This is a genomic window from Psychrobacter sp. MF31 (assembly GCF_012847335.1).
Classification (GTDB): domain Bacteria; phylum Pseudomonadota; class Gammaproteobacteria; order Pseudomonadales; family Moraxellaceae; genus Psychrobacter.
The window spans coordinates 199968-214243 of record NZ_JABBDX010000005.1 but is presented as its reverse complement, the minus strand read 5'-3'; the positions used below and the strand labels follow the sequence as shown (position 1 = coordinate 214243).

Genomic DNA, 14276 nt, shown 5'->3' with positions numbered 1-14276 from the left:
AAATCGGCGAGTTAACTAACGGCGGCGCTGCATCATAAAAATTAGCGCCAAAAATACCAATCCGCCCGCAAGCTCAATAACCACAGACAATACCCCTGCCATGCCAAGCCACTGCTCAAAAATAGTTTGCCCCAATACCAAGCAAAGCATGGCAATCAAGCTTACCAAAATCAGCCGCTCGCTGTGATACATCTGCCGCGATAAGCGATTGGTCAGCGCACAAACCAAAAGCCCAAAAAAGGTCACCGGTCCCACAAGGGCAGTGGCGGTTGCCACCAAAATGGCAATGATCGCTAATAGCCCAAATGCTAAGCGCTGATAATTGATACCAAGGTTAATCGCTTGCGGCTTTCCAAGCATGAGCACATCAAACTGAAACCGAAGCCGCCAAATTATGATGGCAGTGATTACGCAAATTATGGTGGTAACGCCAAGAAGCTGCGGATGAACTGAATTAAACTGAGCGTAGCTGACCGCTTGAATCACCACAAAATCATCAGGGTTGATCAGCCTTGCAATCAAAGCCGACAAACTGCGAAACAGCACCCCAAAAATAACGCCCACCAAAATCAATCGCGTTAAATCCTGACTGCTTTTAGAAAACAGCAAATAAAACAGCAATAAAGAGGCGCCAAACATCAGCAGCACTTCAAATAAAAACTTAGCGATAGGGGAGAAGCTTGAATAGCTGATTGCCCCTAAAAAAAACACCATAAGGCTTTGCAGCAGCACATAAAGCGAGTCAAATCCTAACAGCGAGGGCGTTAAAATGGGGTTTTGAGTTAGGGTTTGGAACAAAAGCGTTGACACGCCAATGGCGTAGCCGACCACGATTAAGGACAATAGCTTTTTACCGCGAAGTGGCAACACAAAATCCCAATGACCTTGAACATTGAGCGTTAAAAACAGCCCAGCTGAGATCAGCAAAATCACGGCAGTGATCGCAATCGGATGTCGTGCAATCATTGCCAAAGCCGCCGCAAATTTTGAGCTCAAGCGATGATTTTGAGTATCCGCTTGGTGTTGAGGGGTAAAAATCATACGAAGATTGCCAGTTTTTGCGTGAATGACCGCTTGAAAAAGGTCGCGCAATTGCTAAAAATATTAGCTTGCCAGCCGATTAAAAGCCCTTGAAGAGGATCAGCGCTGATCGCTCGGCGCTCGCAGCAGCAGCCATAAAAAGACCACCGTTCCTACCACGCCAAACACCGTCGCCACCGGAATCTCAAACGGATAGCGGATCGCGCGACCAATAATATCGCAAAGCAGCACCGCCGACGCCCCAAGCAGCGCCACGGCAGGCAGGCTGCGTTTGAGCTTATCGCCCATCAAGCGGCTAACGATGTTAGGGACAACCAAGCCAATAAACGGGATCATTCCCACAGTCACCACCACAACCGCACTCATCATAGCAACCATACCAACGCCAAGCCAAGTGACTTGCCGCCGACTGATACCAAGATTCAGCGCAATATTGTCGCCAAGCCCCACAATGGTCAGTTTGTCCGCCAAGATATAAGCAATCACGCAAAGTATTCCGGTAAACCAAAGCAGCTCATAGCGCCCAGCAAGAACGCCTGAGAAATCGCCAAACTGCCAAACGCTTAGCATTTGCAGCGTTTCGGTTTGATAAGCAATAAAGGTTGTGATGGCATCAATAATGCCGCCAAAAACAATACCAATGAGCGGAATCATCAAAAAATCGGTCGGCGGAATGCGGTGAATGAGCAGCATAAACAGCATCATGCCAAGCACAGCCGTTACTGTTGCCACCCCCATTTTGATGATGAGTGCACTTGCCGGAAACAGCAAGCTGACCACCAATAATCCCAGCGCTGCGCTTTGGGTTGCCCCAACCATGGATGGCTCAACAAAGCGGTTTTTGAGTACCACTTGGATGATCATCCCTGAAACTGCCATAGCAACGCCTGTTAAAATAATCGCAAGCGTTCTTGGTATTCGGCTGATCATTAACAAAGCTGTGTCAGAGTTGGCGCTTTGATCAGTCAGGCTTTGATAAATCCCTGACCAAGAAAAATCTGCCACCCCAAGCGATAGGCTGATCATAATCAGCGCGCTCATCACCAAAAAACTGCCTGAATTTAATAACCAAGGCGGGATTTTGCTAGGATTTTGGTAAGTTGGTTTGACGTTTTTTAACGAGGAGATCGAAACGTTGGGATCCGCATCTGGCAAGATGGCGTTGCTACGATAAAACGAAGTCATAAGCAGTTACGTTTTGGTGGGGTCAATTAAAACCTTAAGCTAAATCACTTAAGGTTTTCAACCAACCATTAAAAAAAATTACGACACTTTAGCATTACTAAAGGCTTTTTTGATATTGGTCAAATCGCTGATCCATTGGTTATAACCCCCAAACGCTAAATAAGAATCTGGAGTTAAATAAACCACGTGCTGATTTTTCCAAGCGTTGGTTTGGGCAACCAGTGGGTTATTAAGAACCGCTTTTGCGCCAGCGCCATCTTCGCCAACCGCTGCACTGCGGTCAATCACAAACAGCCAATCTGGATTTACTTTTTGAATGTATTCAAACGAAATGGGCTGACCGTGAGGTCCTGATTTAATGGCGCTATCCGCTGCTGGAATATCGAGCACGGTATGCAAAAATCCAAATCGCGACTCAGGACCAAAGGCGGATAACTTATTGCCATTGACCATGACCACAAGGGCATCGCCTTTGTCTTTGGTTACCGCTTTGGTTTCGTTAATTGCCGTATCGATATTTTGTTGAAGCTTCATTGCTTCATCACTTTTGCCAAACAGCGCCCCTAAATCATGAAGGCGTTTTTTGCTTGACTCATAGATATTAGCAGTATCAATGCTCATATCAAGGGTCGGCGCAATGGCTGACAGCTCATCATATTTTTCTGCCATTCGTGAACCAATTAAAATCGCTTGCGGCTGCATGGCGTTGAGCGCCTCTAAATCCGGCTCAAATAATGTTCCCACTTCTTTTGGATCGGGCTGATTTTTTGATTGTAAATTATCAAGTTTTAAATTGGCAGGCTTGCCATCAACCGCGACATCAAGCGCTGCCAAGTCTTGCAACAAGGTCATATCATAAACGACGACAGGGGCAGGATTGATCGGTAAGCTGACCACCCCTTTTACCGTATCCACGTCAACTTTTGCGGTAGCTACGTTGTCATTTTTTGCCACATTTGACGCTGCATCAGCAGTTTCATTTTTCTTTTGCGATTCTGCGGCTGCCGAGTCTGGATTTTTGGTCTCAGAATTAGAGCATCCCACCACACCAAACCCAAGCAACGAGGTCATCATGACTGCCAATAAGGGGCGTTTAAGGTTCATAAAGCGAGGCGAGGTCAACATAGGCTTGTCAGTCATCATGGATTATCTCAAATTAAAATCATAAAAACGATAAGTCAAATTTTCTAAAATATTGGGCTAAAGCCATGCGTCAGCCTTAGCAAAACTCTAGATTTTGACTCAAAATATAACGTCATCATACGGCAGTTTATTCATTTTTTCAATGCTAATGATAACGATTGTTATTTCTGATAATATTTGGGACTATGAATTAATTAAAAAATTTATTGATAACAATTATCGTTTGTATTATTATTGGCACAATTTTAGGCGATTTGATTTTAAAGTTTTGATTAAGGTGATAAGGGTTTGAAGGATTTTGATGCGCCATCGCAAAAACTGAAACTCGGCGCCGCCGCTGGGGTCATTGGGATCCATGCGTTGACGGCTTTGGGGTTGATGATGGTCAAAGCGCCCGAGCCGATGGCAAAAGTCCCTGAACCCCCGCCTATTGAAATTCAACTGATCAGTTTGCCGCCGCCAAAGCCTGTCGTTAAAACTGAACAACAAGTTGAACCGCCAGCGCCCAAGCAAGATGTGGTCGAGCCTGAACCGGTTAAAGCGGCAGCTGATCCCGTTTTGGATAAGATCGTTGAAGAAGAGGTGCTACCTGCGCCAACGCCTGATCCTATCGAGCCGCCGCCTGAGCCAGTTGTTGATGAGACGCCTGTGGCTAAAGAGCCACCAATTGCAGAGCAGTTTGATCCCAAACCTGAGCCTGAAATAACCGAAAAACCAATCATCAAAGAAAAAGTTGACGCGGTTGAAGATCAAAATATTCATGAGCAAGACTGGTTTGTAGAGCAGCAGCGCCTTGAAGAAGCTCAGCGTCAACGCAATCAAGACGCCGCTGAAGCTAAGCGTCAAGAAAAATTGCAGCAAGAAGAGGCGATCAAGCAACAAGAAGCTCAGCAAGAGCAATTGCGTCAAGATGAGCTGCGCCGTCAAGAAGCTTTGCAACAAGAAGCGCTCAAAAAACAAGATGAAGCGCGCCGACAAGAAGAGACAAAACGCGCTGCTGAAAAGGTAGCAGCAGATAAAGCCCGTGCTGAAGCGGACGCCCGAGCCAAGGCAGAAGCGGACGCCCGCGCTAAAGCTGAGGCAGATGCCAAAGCAAAAGCCGAAGCTGATGCGGCAAAAAAAGCTGCTGAAGCTGCGAGCAATACGCCAATGAACTTTACGGCAACCAATGCCAACTGGGCATCGATGCCAAAATTTAGCTTTCCAGGACGCGCCTCTCGCGGCACAAAATCTGGAGATACCTTTGAAGTGGTGCTGCTGCTACGAGTCAATAAGCAAGGCGGCATTGATAGCGTTCAATTGGCAAAATCCTCAGGAAACGCAATCTTAGACCGCGAGGCTCAGCGCCAAGTCAGATCAGGGCGATTTACTCCTTTTAAAAAGGATGGTGTTCCTGTGGTTGGCAATGTCACGCTCCCGATCAGCTATCAAGTACCGTAACTGTCTGTCAGTCTCAGCGCCAATTGCGTTGATGACTAAAAAACGAATGCGATGATTTGGCGATATAAATAGCCAAGTGATCATCACTTATTATAAAGTCATAATATCCAATTGCGGGCTGAAATTAACCGGCGCTTTTGGAGGAACACAAGGAATCTACCATGGACTTTGCAAGCTACTGGCAATATAGCGATTTGGTGACCAAAAGCCTGTTTTTTATTTTGCTACTATTATCCATTGGCTCTTGGGTCATCGGCGTGATCCGCGTCATTCAAAGCCAAAAACTCTCGGGATATGTTGCCTCAGACTTGGCAGGTCATATTCAACAAAAACAATCGGCGATGAAGGGTTTGGACATCAGCGCTCGCAGGCTTGCGACAGAGCAAGCGCTTTTGCAGCAAATCGGTCGCTACCGCTACACCAGCGAGCGCGGTTTGCCTATTCTTGGAACCACAGCCGCCATTGCGCCATTTATCGGACTTTTTGGCACCGTTTGGGGTATTTTTCACGCCCTTCATAACATCGGCATGAGTGGTCAAGCAGGGCTTGGTCAAGTGGCAGGTCCCGTTGGTGAAGCGCTAATTATGACGGGATTTGGGATTGCCGTTGCGATTCCGGCAGTGGTATTTTATAACTTATCAATGCGAATTAATCGCAAAGTGATGTTTTTTGCCAATGACCGCGCCCATGAATTGTTAGCAGGAACCGTTGAAGTGGTGAAGGAAACTTCAGTGGCGGCAAAAGCGCCTTTGGCAACATCAGCGCAAGAGTCGGTGATGACCGCAACCAACTATTCAAGCTCAGTGTCACAATCATAACGATGGCGATTTTTGAGCACTTTTCATTGAGCTTTTAATTTAAAACCGTAACGAACAACGACCGAGACCACTATGGCATTTCAGTTAGGTGATGACGACGCCCAAAGCATGAACGAGATGAACCTGATTCCGCTCATTGACATCATGCTGGTATTGATGATTATCTTTTTATTGACCGCAACCGTCCTCAATCCCACCGTGCCGCTAACCTTGCCAAAAACCAGCGCGTCGATGAATGAGCAGCCTGCCGAGGTCATCCAAATCAGCGTTGATAAAGACGCGGGGATTTTTTGGGACAGTGAGGCGATCAGCATTGATGAGCTAGAAAGTCGTCTTGCTGCTGAAAGTGCAAAAGGAAGCGATCCCTCAATTCAACTGCGCGCTGATAAAGACAGTAAATACGACACGGTCGCGCAGGTATTGGCTTCAGCAAGTCAAGCTGGACTGAGTAAAATTGCTTTTGTAAATGAATAAGCAAATGTAATATCTATTTATCGTTCTATAGTAAAAAGCGAGCAAGGTAAATCAGCGCCGCCAGCAGTACCGTTATAAAAACAATAATAAGAAAAACAACGAAAATAATCATTGTTCTCCCACCTCACAAGGTTTGTCCTGTGAGGTTTTCTTTATGGAAAAGCGTTAAGCTACCAATAATAGCCAAACGGTCGATAACCAAAAGGGCGGTAGCCGTAAGGGTAAGGCGAGTGCAAATAATCCAAATCGCGCTGACGAAGATAATAGTAGCGACCTTGTGAATACGCTTCCTCAAGCTTGTCAATGCCTTCAATAGGGCAAACCGGTTGCCAATCATAACCTTCGCGACCAAGCTTGTAAGCGTTCAGTTCTGTGCAGTAGCTTTTTAAGCCTTGATTGCGACCTTTTTCCCAAGCTATTCGGTTGGGTAGAGCGCCCATTACACTGGCGCATTGATTCACATAACGACCAAAATACGCGCCCGATCGCCCTTGAAGCCCATCACGGTAGCCCAAATCCTGCCAATTACTGCCTTGGCATTGCTGCGGAGTGAGACTTTGGGTAGTCGCGCATCCTGAAATTAGGAGCAAGCTGATCCCTGCTGCTAAAATCAGTGAATTTCGGCTAAGGGGTTTAGGCACAATCACTTTATAAGACGATAAGGATAGCCAAGATAAATTGCTCATAATAATCCTGCGCTAATCAATGATTTTAGTTTATCATAGCACCTTTTTTGTCAACTGATGAGCGTCTTATTGTGACTTAGCGCAAAAAATGGGCAATCAAGTGATTGATATGTTAGTAGAAATTTGATTCAGGCTTGATTTTTGCAATTGCCGCCGCGATATTGAGGCATTACGTTGATAGCAAGCGTAAAATGGCGCTGAAGGCAAAACAATAGCCGTAATATGACAGATAGGTGCAAAAGCTATGGGAATGTGGATTGCAATTGCGATTGCTTTATTTGTGCTTGGCAGTATGCTGGCACTAAAGCCCAGCGGCATTGATCAGCGCTTGGATAAGCTTCGGATGGAGGCTCGGCGACTTGATCTTAACCCAAAGCTGATCGCTTGCCCTGATTGGGTTCGCGGTCGTGATGGCGAGCTTGGTCGCGGCATGATCGCCCAATATGGCTTGGTGCTTGAAGGTCGTCAGTTGCCGTATTTGCGCTATCATGCGGTTGACGGGCGTTGGCGCGCAGCTGCGATGGACAATCCACCAAAATCCGCGTTTATTTTAGACAATCAGCCGATTGATCTGCCAAAAAGCATAGCACCGTTTGTCAAAGCGCTGGTTATTAAAGCCAATAGTATCGTGATATTTTGGGAAGATGTGAACTATGTTCGCCCGATCACCAATCCCAATTATCAACAAAATCAGCTTGAGGCTGAACTTTTAATGCTAAAAGCGCATCTTGAGCAGTTGGCGACATCTATTGAGACGCAGCAAGCATAAGACATTTTTTTATAAGGCATTGTTTTATAAAGCTTGACTATTTTAGCAGCAAATAAATTTTACGGTTGACAGTCCAACTCTTAGCAGTGTACCGTCAATATAGCTTAAAAGTCCTTGATATCAGCGCGATGATGGGACTTAACTCCTGATCGGTCAACAACAAGAATGACAATATGAACCCTGACTGATCCACAATTATTTATTTTCATTGATTATTATGGTGTCGTTACCCATGGCAAAAACCCCAACCAAACCGAGCAAAAAAAGTGACAGCGAAAGCGCTGGCAAGTCCTTAGTGATCGTCGAATCACCCGCCAAAGCCAAAACGATCAATAAATATTTGGGCAACGATTTTATTGTGCGATCAAGCATTGGTCACGTTCGCGACTTGCCAGTCAGCGGCAGCGGTAAAACGACTAAAAAAACCGCCAAAGATGACAAGCTCAGTAAAGAAGAAAAAGCTCAGCAAGCGCTTGTTCGGCGGATGGGTGTTGACCCTGAGCACGGCTGGAAAGCCGTTTATGAAGTGCTGCCCAATAAAACCAAAGTCATCAAAGAGCTTAAAGCGCTTGCTAAAGACGCCGATAAAATTTATTTGGCGACCGATATGGATCGTGAGGGTGAAGCGATTGCTTGGCATTTAAAAGAAGTCATCGGTGGCGACGATAGCAAATATCAGCGCGTGGTGTTTAACGAAATCACTAAATCGGCAATCCAAAGCGCCTTTGAGCAGCCCTCAAAGCTGGATATCGACCGCGTGAACGCTCAGCAAGCGCGCCGATTTTTAGACCGCGTGGTCGGCTTTATGGTGTCGCCGCTACTTTGGCAAAAGGTCGCTCGCGGCTTGTCAGCAGGTCGCGTTCAGTCGGTTGCGATGCGCTTGGTCGTTGAGCGTGAGCAAGAAATTCGCGCCTTCATCCCTGAAGAATACTGGCAAATTCACGCGGACACGCACATTTCTGATGCTAAAAAAAGTGCTGCTAATAAAAGTGCTAGTGCCGAGCCTGAAAATATTCGCTTAGAAGCCGTTAAACAAGACGGTAAACCCTTAAAGCTTGGCAATAAAAAACAAACGGACAGCGTTCTTGATATTTTAAAATCGGCGGATTTTATCGTCAAAGAGCGCGAAGAAAAACCGACTCAGTCCAAGCCAAGTGCGCCGTTTATCACCTCAACGTTGCAGCAAGCCGCCAGCACTCGGCTTGGTTTTTCAGTGAAAAAGACCATGATTTTGGCTCAGCGTTTGTATGAAGCCGGTTACATCACTTATATGCGAACTGACTCGACGTTTTTGTCAAACGACGCTCAAATAGCAGCACGCGGCTTTATTGAGGACAATTTTGGAAAAAAATACGTTCCTGCCAAGCCCAACGTTTATGGCAATAAGCAAAACGCGCAAGAGGCTCACGAAGCCATCCGACCCTCCAACGTCAATTTAAAATCAACGCAGTTAAAAGGCGTTGAGCGCGATGCGATCCGACTTTATGAGCTGATTTGGCGGCAGTTTGTGGCGTGTCAAATGACGCCTGCCAAGTATTTATCGGTCAATTTAATCGTCACCGCTGGCAACGTGGAGCTTAAAGCTCGCGGTCGCACCATGACCTTTGATGGCTTTACCAAAGTTATGCCGCCTGCCAAAACGGATGATACCTTACTTCCTGATGTTAAAGCAGGGGAGGCGCTCACTTTAGATAAGCTTGACCCAAGTCAGCATTTTACCAAGCCGCCACCGCGCTACACTGAGGCAAGCCTGGTCAAAGAGCTTGAGAAAAAAGGCATCGGTCGACCATCAACTTATGCGTCGATCATCTCAACCATTCAAGATCGCGGCTACGTCAAGCTTGAAAATAAGCGCCTGTTTGCCGAAAAAATGGGCGATATTGTCACCGACCGCTTGACCGCAAGCTTTCCGGACTTAATGGATTATACGTTTACCGCGGCGCTTGAGGACAAGCTTGACCACGTTGCCGAAGGGGATCAGGACTGGAAAAACGTCCTTGATAACTTTTATGGCGACTTTAAAACCAAGCTTGATCGCGCCAAAGACCAAGACGGCATGCGACCTAATGACCCAACGGACGTCCCTGACGTTCATTGCGACTTGTGCGGTCGCCCCATGCAGTTGCGAACCGGATCAACCGGTGTATTTTTAGGCTGCACGGGCTATAATTTGCCGCCAAAAGAGCGCTGCAAAGGCACCAAAAATCTAATGCCGGTCGAAGCATTTGCCAATCTTGATGACAGTGATAGCGATGATATCGCCGAAGTCAAAGACTTGATGGAAAAAAAGCGCTGTCCAAAATGCGCCACCGCCATGGACGGCTATATCGTCGATGGCGGTTTAAAGTTGCACATTTGCGGCAACAATCCGGACTGCGACGGCTATATTTTAGAAGAAGGCAAGTTTGAAGTTCCAGGGTCAGATGCGCCTACCATCGATTGCGACAAATGCGATGGTCAAATGGAGCTAAAAACGGGTCGCTTTGGACCTTATTTTGCTTGTCAAAAATGTGACAATACCCGAAAAGTGCTCAAAACGGGCGAGCCTGCACCGCCACGAATGGAGCCGATCGACATGCCGGATTTAAAATCCACCAAGCATGACGACCACTTTATTTTGCGTGAAGGGGCGGCAGGGATGTTTTTAGCGGCGTCCAAATTTCCCAAAGTCCGCGAAACGCGAGCACCAAAGCTTCGTGAGCTGCGACCAATCAAAGACAAATTGGAAGACAAGTTTCAATATCTGTTTGACGCGCCTGACGAAGACCCCGAGGGCAACCCAACGATCTTGCGCTGGTCAAGAAAAAACAAAGAGCAGTATGTCGGTTCTGAAAAAAATGGCAAAGCCACGCGTTGGGGGGTTTACTGGCGCAATGGCAAATGGATTGAAGAGTAGTTTTTAACGCTTTATCATTTAGCATTTATATTTCCATATATATTTTATAAAAAAACCTCTTAACCTATAACAGGATAAGAGGTTTTTATTATGGCTGTTTTAGAGCTTTATCAAATCAGTTCTTTTCAATAATACCACAAGCAATTCGATCACCTGACGCCCCTGCAGGCTGGCTCATATAGTCATCAGCGCCGCTATGGATGATAAAGGCGCGGCGGTTAACGCTATATTTTCCGGCTTCGGCGGCGGAGATTTTTTTGTTTACAAAGTTAAGCGTTGCTACGCCAGAAGCGTCAGCAGTAATGTTTGGCAAGTCGCCTGCGTGACCCATCATATCATTTGGGTTTGAGTGTTTATAATTGTCAGGGTTAAAGTGACCACCTGCTGCTTTGCCCATATCCGCGCAGCTTCCGGTTTCATGAATATGGATCGCAACCGTCTGCCCTGGAGTCAAATTCATCAATTTGCCATAGACTTGAACGCCGCCCTCAACAGGTCGCAAGAACATTTGACCCACTTCCATTTGTTTGGCATCAGTCGTTTTCAACGTGGATTTTAAGGTAGGCTGGCTTAATGGGTTGCCCGTATGCATCTGACCTTCGGTGCTTTGACAGGCACTGAGCGCAAGCGCGGCGCTACATAATACGGCACTCGTTAGCATGGTTTTTTTATTGATGAGCGTTTTCATTATTATCTCCATTATTGTCATTATTAATTATCAAATAAATTTAAAATTGTGAAATCCAAGTTAAGGCTAACTCGACATCGGTTTTAGTATAACGGCGCAAAAGCTGAAACTGATGAAGATAAGCGCAACAATCGGTTAATAATTGTAAATTTTGTGAAAGGTGAGAAAAAATAATGGTTTTGTTAGCGCTAAAATAAGCATTATTAATACGCTAAGAAACGTCGAACAACAAAATATTGCTTAAAAAACGGATAATTTCGTTATGATAAATAGCGGTGTTAATTAAATTAAAAAATAAGGAGAAATAATGAAATCAGTTATGAAAACGACTAAAGCCTTAAATTTAGCCATCATCCCAGCATTGTTATTTGGGGGAATGGCGGTCAATGCCAATGCTGCTCAAGACGTTAATCGCTGCGGTCAGTCCGAGCTCAAAATGAATAAAGGCAGCTATGACGTCAATCGCGCAGGCGCAGTGATCGGCTACGACTACTGCGAATATAAATTCTATGCCAAAAAAGGTCAAAAGGTGAGCGCTAAGCTTGTCGGTAGCCAAGATCTGTATCCGGTACTTTATGGCACAAACTCACCCGATATTAGTGAAAATCCGGTAACACTAAGCAAAACAGGGACACAAACCATCCGCGTGCTGCAACCACGAAACCAAGCCCGAGCGAGCAACACGCCAAAGCCGTATTATTTAACTGTGACGATTAAATAGCTTTTAGACAATTTTGAAAAAGTTCAAATAAACATATAAAAAGCTGAGCCATGATGTTCAGCTTTTTTATGTTTTATAAGTGATAATTAACGGTTAATGATCTGGCTCGACATTAACGGTTGGCAGTTGATCATCTTTAGTACTATCGGTTTTGCTTACGTTCGATTCCTCAAGCGGCAATCCTGAATATTTAGGTAAAGGTTCATTTTGCCAAACTAAGGTTTCACCTGTTGCCATCGTTTGCAGTAAGTTGTAACGCGGAAAATCTGCGGTCGCTGTTGTTGGCTGTAAGCTCAAGGTCAGCTTGCTGCGGCTACCAGTTTCAAGATTTGATAGTCGCGTTTCGACCCTATTGCCATTAAGACCACAGCTCATCACCGTTTGCGACCCTTTTCCTATTAGTAGCGTATGGTCTTTTAATAAGGCATAAATGCCACCGATACCGTAGTTACAGTTTGAATAAAAAGAAGCATATTGCTCTTTAGTATTAGAAAATCCAAGGGTAATGGGAAAATCAGGGTGATAAAAATCACCAATTGGCGCTTTAGACAGCAATTTGCCGTGGTCGTCATAAGAAGGGTTTAGCGCGCTGACAAGCCGCCACTGATACGCTTCAAGCAACTCATGGGTAATAGGAAGTCCGGCAGGCTTAGCAAAGCTTTTAGGTGTTCCTTGAAAGATGAGGGTGTTGCCTTGTTTGGTGATAAGCGCCAGACGCTGTGATGCAAAAGGTTTTGCTGTTGGTGACTGATCTTGATGCAACTGTTTAAGATTAAAGTTTAAAAAGGAGTCTTTTAACAATAATGTAGCAAGCATACTGCCACCACTGACATCTTCTTGATTAGGCAAATGGTTGATACAATCTGTCTTAGAGGGCAATAAGCCAAAACCATGATAGGGGAAGGGCGGCGCGGTTAAAGAGTTAAAGCCAATACTATAATTTTGGCAGCCTTGCTTTAAGCTGACTGTATGCGGCGTGATCTCAAAGGTAATAGGATCAGCAGCGGAAATAGTCGTAGTCTTACCCTGAGCGTCAATGGCTTGCGCCAACTGCCAATCGTAGCCATTTGCCCATTCAATCACTTTATCCCCTGTCACTTCAATGTCCTGACTAGACGCAGGCGTAACGACAGGAAAAGTATTCACTTGCGAAGGCGTACTTTGACATCCTATCAGACCAATAGAGCTAATAATTCCAATGGCAGAAAATAATTGAGTGGTTCTAAAATGAGGGGTTTTAAATAGCGCCATGCTAAAATCCTTTTATAAAAATATAAATCGGGCGTTGGATAAAATTGCTTAAGAGAACGCTTAAATTAATGATTTTTTACCTCATTTTCCCAAACCAAAGTTTCGCCTGATTCTACCCTTTGCGTAAGTAAATATCGCGGACTGGTTTGATTGCTATTTTGCGATGGCGCTTGTTGCTCCGTTAAAATAAGCTGGCTTGGTTTTAATGCCACAACGACAAATTTACGCCAGATGTTATCCAATCTTTCACCAAAGCTAATGGCGATTGAGGGGTCAGTTTGGGTTAACAAGGTTTGATTGACTGATAACACATAACTTCCGCCTGAGCCATGCTGACCGACTGACACCCCAAATTGTTGCCGATACTCATCAGTAAAAAAGCTTGCTGTGATCGGAATGTCGGGCTGATGAAAGTCATCAATCAAGTTTTGATTGGCGTCTGTTGCCCGAATCAGTCGCCAGTTATAGCGCTGCAATAACTCATGGGTAATCGGAATCCCTGAAACGCTCTGCTGAGGCTTTGCTTTACCGCTAAAAATAAGCGCGGCGCCGTTGTTGATGCTTAGCGCAATTTTTGGTTGCGGTTGGCTTGCGGATAACACCTCAAAATTAAATCCGACATCGCCATAAGGCACAAATAAGCGCTCGAGTGTCGATCGAATCTCGCTGCTATCATCAGTGCCACTGTTTTGGCAAATTAGCGCCGGAAGTGCCTCAAGCGTTCTGAAGTTATTAAAACTATAAAGGTAGGTTCGACCAAGGACATCACTAAGAAATACTTGATAACGGTAGCAGCCTTCACTAAACATCAAGCTGTTCGGAGTGACATCCATGAGTAAAGGCGGGTCGTGGCGAAAGGGTTTGGTTTTGCCAGTCGCGCTTTTAACCTGAATTAATTGCCAATCGTAATAGGTTAAGCGCTCAAGCAGTTGCTGCGGTGAAACGGCGTTTAAGCTCATGTTTTTAAAAGTTGGACTTGCTGAATTTTGATTAGCAGATTTTGATAACGGCGCGGTTTGACAGCCAACTAAAAAGGTCAGACTAAGCGTTGCTATGGTTGTTAACGATAATTTTTTTAACATGATAAAAAGCCGTTTAATCATTATTTTACCAAACCATAACACAGCCCTTTTTAAAGTAGATGTAAAAAATTGTTCATAGAAA

At 45.3% G+C, this 14276-nt stretch carries 13 protein-coding genes; 6 read left to right on the top strand and 7 right to left on the bottom strand.

The features are described from left to right. Positions 1 to 15 precede the first annotated feature (15 nt). The 3 genes from HF322_RS08580 to HF322_RS08570 all read right to left on the bottom strand — a co-directional run bounded on the left by HF322_RS08580 (position 16) and on the right by HF322_RS08570 (position 3351). Entirely contained in the window at positions 16 to 1041 is a 1026-nt protein-coding gene (locus tag HF322_RS08580) for an iron chelate uptake ABC transporter family permease subunit (protein ID WP_169393003.1), read from the bottom strand. Positions 1042 to 1140: 99 nt separating this feature from the next. After that, a complete protein-coding gene (locus tag HF322_RS08575) occupies positions 1141 to 2226 on the bottom strand; it encodes an ABC transporter permease (protein WP_188211242.1) in 1086 nt (361 codons plus the stop codon). Between the two features lie 78 nt (positions 2227 to 2304). Continuing rightward, on the bottom strand, positions 2305 to 3351 hold the full coding sequence (locus HF322_RS08570; RefSeq protein WP_223193244.1) for a siderophore ABC transporter substrate-binding protein: 1047 nt from the start codon (positions 3349 to 3351) through the stop codon (positions 2305 to 2307). A gap of 306 nt (positions 3352 to 3657) precedes the next feature. Here HF322_RS08570 and HF322_RS08565 point away from each other — a divergent pair, with 306 nt between their 5' ends. The 3 genes from HF322_RS08565 to HF322_RS08555 all read left to right on the top strand — a co-directional run bounded on the left by HF322_RS08565 (position 3658) and on the right by HF322_RS08555 (position 6101). Then, positions 3658 to 4809 carry a TonB family protein gene (locus HF322_RS08565; protein WP_169392998.1) on the top strand — a complete coding sequence of 384 codons (1152 nt, stop codon included), beginning with the start codon at positions 3658 to 3660 and terminating at the stop codon, positions 4807 to 4809. Between the two features lie 161 nt (positions 4810 to 4970). Continuing rightward, entirely contained in the window at positions 4971 to 5627 is a 657-nt protein-coding gene (locus HF322_RS08560; protein ID WP_169392996.1) for a MotA/TolQ/ExbB proton channel family protein, read from the top strand. A gap of 72 nt (positions 5628 to 5699) precedes the next feature. Further along, entirely contained in the window at positions 5700 to 6101 is a 402-nt protein-coding gene (locus HF322_RS08555) for a biopolymer transporter ExbD (protein ID WP_169392995.1), read from the top strand. 170 nt (positions 6102 to 6271) lie between these two features. Here HF322_RS08555 and HF322_RS08550 read toward each other — a convergent pair whose 3' ends face one another. Then, positions 6272 to 6787 carry a DUF2799 domain-containing protein gene (locus HF322_RS08550; protein ID WP_169392993.1) on the bottom strand — a complete coding sequence of 172 codons (516 nt, stop codon included), beginning with the start codon at positions 6785 to 6787 and terminating at the stop codon, positions 6272 to 6274. A gap of 244 nt (positions 6788 to 7031) precedes the next feature. Between HF322_RS08550 and HF322_RS08545 the strand changes: the two genes are divergently transcribed. Next, the gene (locus HF322_RS08545; protein WP_169392984.1) at positions 7032 to 7556 is read left to right on the top strand and encodes a hypothetical protein; all 525 of its coding nucleotides are present in this window, start codon (positions 7032 to 7034) and stop codon (positions 7554 to 7556) included. A 232-nt stretch (positions 7557 to 7788) separates the two neighbouring features. After that, complete coding sequence (gene topA, locus HF322_RS08540; RefSeq protein ID WP_169392982.1) at positions 7789 to 10452, top strand: type I DNA topoisomerase; 2664 nt, start codon at positions 7789 to 7791, stop codon at positions 10450 to 10452. A gap of 115 nt (positions 10453 to 10567) precedes the next feature. Here the strand turns inward: topA and HF322_RS08535 are convergent, their stop codons facing one another. Beyond that, positions 10568 to 11140 (bottom strand): superoxide dismutase family protein, encoded by a 573-nt coding sequence (locus HF322_RS08535; protein WP_169392980.1) that lies wholly within the window; start codon positions 11138 to 11140, stop codon positions 10568 to 10570. 307 nt (positions 11141 to 11447) lie between these two features. Between HF322_RS08535 and HF322_RS08530 the strand changes: the two genes are divergently transcribed. Then, a complete protein-coding gene (locus HF322_RS08530; RefSeq protein WP_169392978.1) occupies positions 11448 to 11861 on the top strand; it encodes a hypothetical protein in 414 nt (137 codons plus the stop codon). A 93-nt stretch (positions 11862 to 11954) separates the two neighbouring features. Here the strand turns inward: HF322_RS08530 and HF322_RS08525 are convergent, their stop codons facing one another. Both HF322_RS08525 and HF322_RS08520 read right to left on the bottom strand, forming a co-directional pair. Further along, complete coding sequence (locus HF322_RS08525; RefSeq protein WP_169392977.1) at positions 11955 to 13112, bottom strand: hypothetical protein; 1158 nt, start codon at positions 13110 to 13112, stop codon at positions 11955 to 11957. A gap of 65 nt (positions 13113 to 13177) precedes the next feature. Next, complete coding sequence (locus HF322_RS08520) at positions 13178 to 14194, bottom strand: hypothetical protein (RefSeq protein WP_169392976.1); 1017 nt, start codon at positions 14192 to 14194, stop codon at positions 13178 to 13180. Positions 14195 to 14276 lie beyond the last annotated feature (82 nt).

What these genes read in the sequence shown, in the direction of transcription:
- HF322_RS08550 (WP_169392993.1), bottom strand. Translation starts at nt 6,787, where the DNA reads ATGAGCAATTTATCTTGGCTATCCTTATCGTCTTATAAAGTGATTGTG.
- HF322_RS08555 (WP_169392995.1), top strand. Translation starts at nt 5,700, where the DNA reads ATGGCATTTCAGTTAGGTGATGACGACGCCCAAAGCATGAACGAGATG.
- topA (WP_169392982.1), top strand. Translation starts at nt 7,789, where the DNA reads ATGGCAAAAACCCCAACCAAACCGAGCAAAAAAAGTGACAGCGAAAGC.
- HF322_RS08575 (WP_188211242.1), bottom strand. Translation starts at nt 2,226, where the DNA reads ATGACTTCGTTTTATCGTAGCAACGCCATCTTGCCAGATGCGGATCCC.
- HF322_RS08570 (WP_223193244.1), bottom strand. Translation starts at nt 3,351, where the DNA reads ATGTTGACCTCGCCTCGCTTTATGAACCTTAAACGCCCCTTATTGGCA.
- HF322_RS08560 (WP_169392996.1), top strand. Translation starts at nt 4,971, where the DNA reads ATGGACTTTGCAAGCTACTGGCAATATAGCGATTTGGTGACCAAAAGC.
- HF322_RS08520 (WP_169392976.1), bottom strand. Translation starts at nt 14,194, where the DNA reads ATGTTAAAAAAATTATCGTTAACAACCATAGCAACGCTTAGTCTGACC.
- HF322_RS08580 (WP_169393003.1), bottom strand. Translation starts at nt 1,041, where the DNA reads ATGATTTTTACCCCTCAACACCAAGCGGATACTCAAAATCATCGCTTG.
- HF322_RS08525 (WP_169392977.1), bottom strand. Translation starts at nt 13,112, where the DNA reads ATGGCGCTATTTAAAACCCCTCATTTTAGAACCACTCAATTATTTTCT.
- HF322_RS08545 (WP_169392984.1), top strand. Translation starts at nt 7,032, where the DNA reads ATGGGAATGTGGATTGCAATTGCGATTGCTTTATTTGTGCTTGGCAGT.
- HF322_RS08535 (WP_169392980.1), bottom strand. Translation starts at nt 11,140, where the DNA reads ATGAAAACGCTCATCAATAAAAAAACCATGCTAACGAGTGCCGTATTA.
- HF322_RS08530 (WP_169392978.1), top strand. Translation starts at nt 11,448, where the DNA reads ATGAAATCAGTTATGAAAACGACTAAAGCCTTAAATTTAGCCATCATC.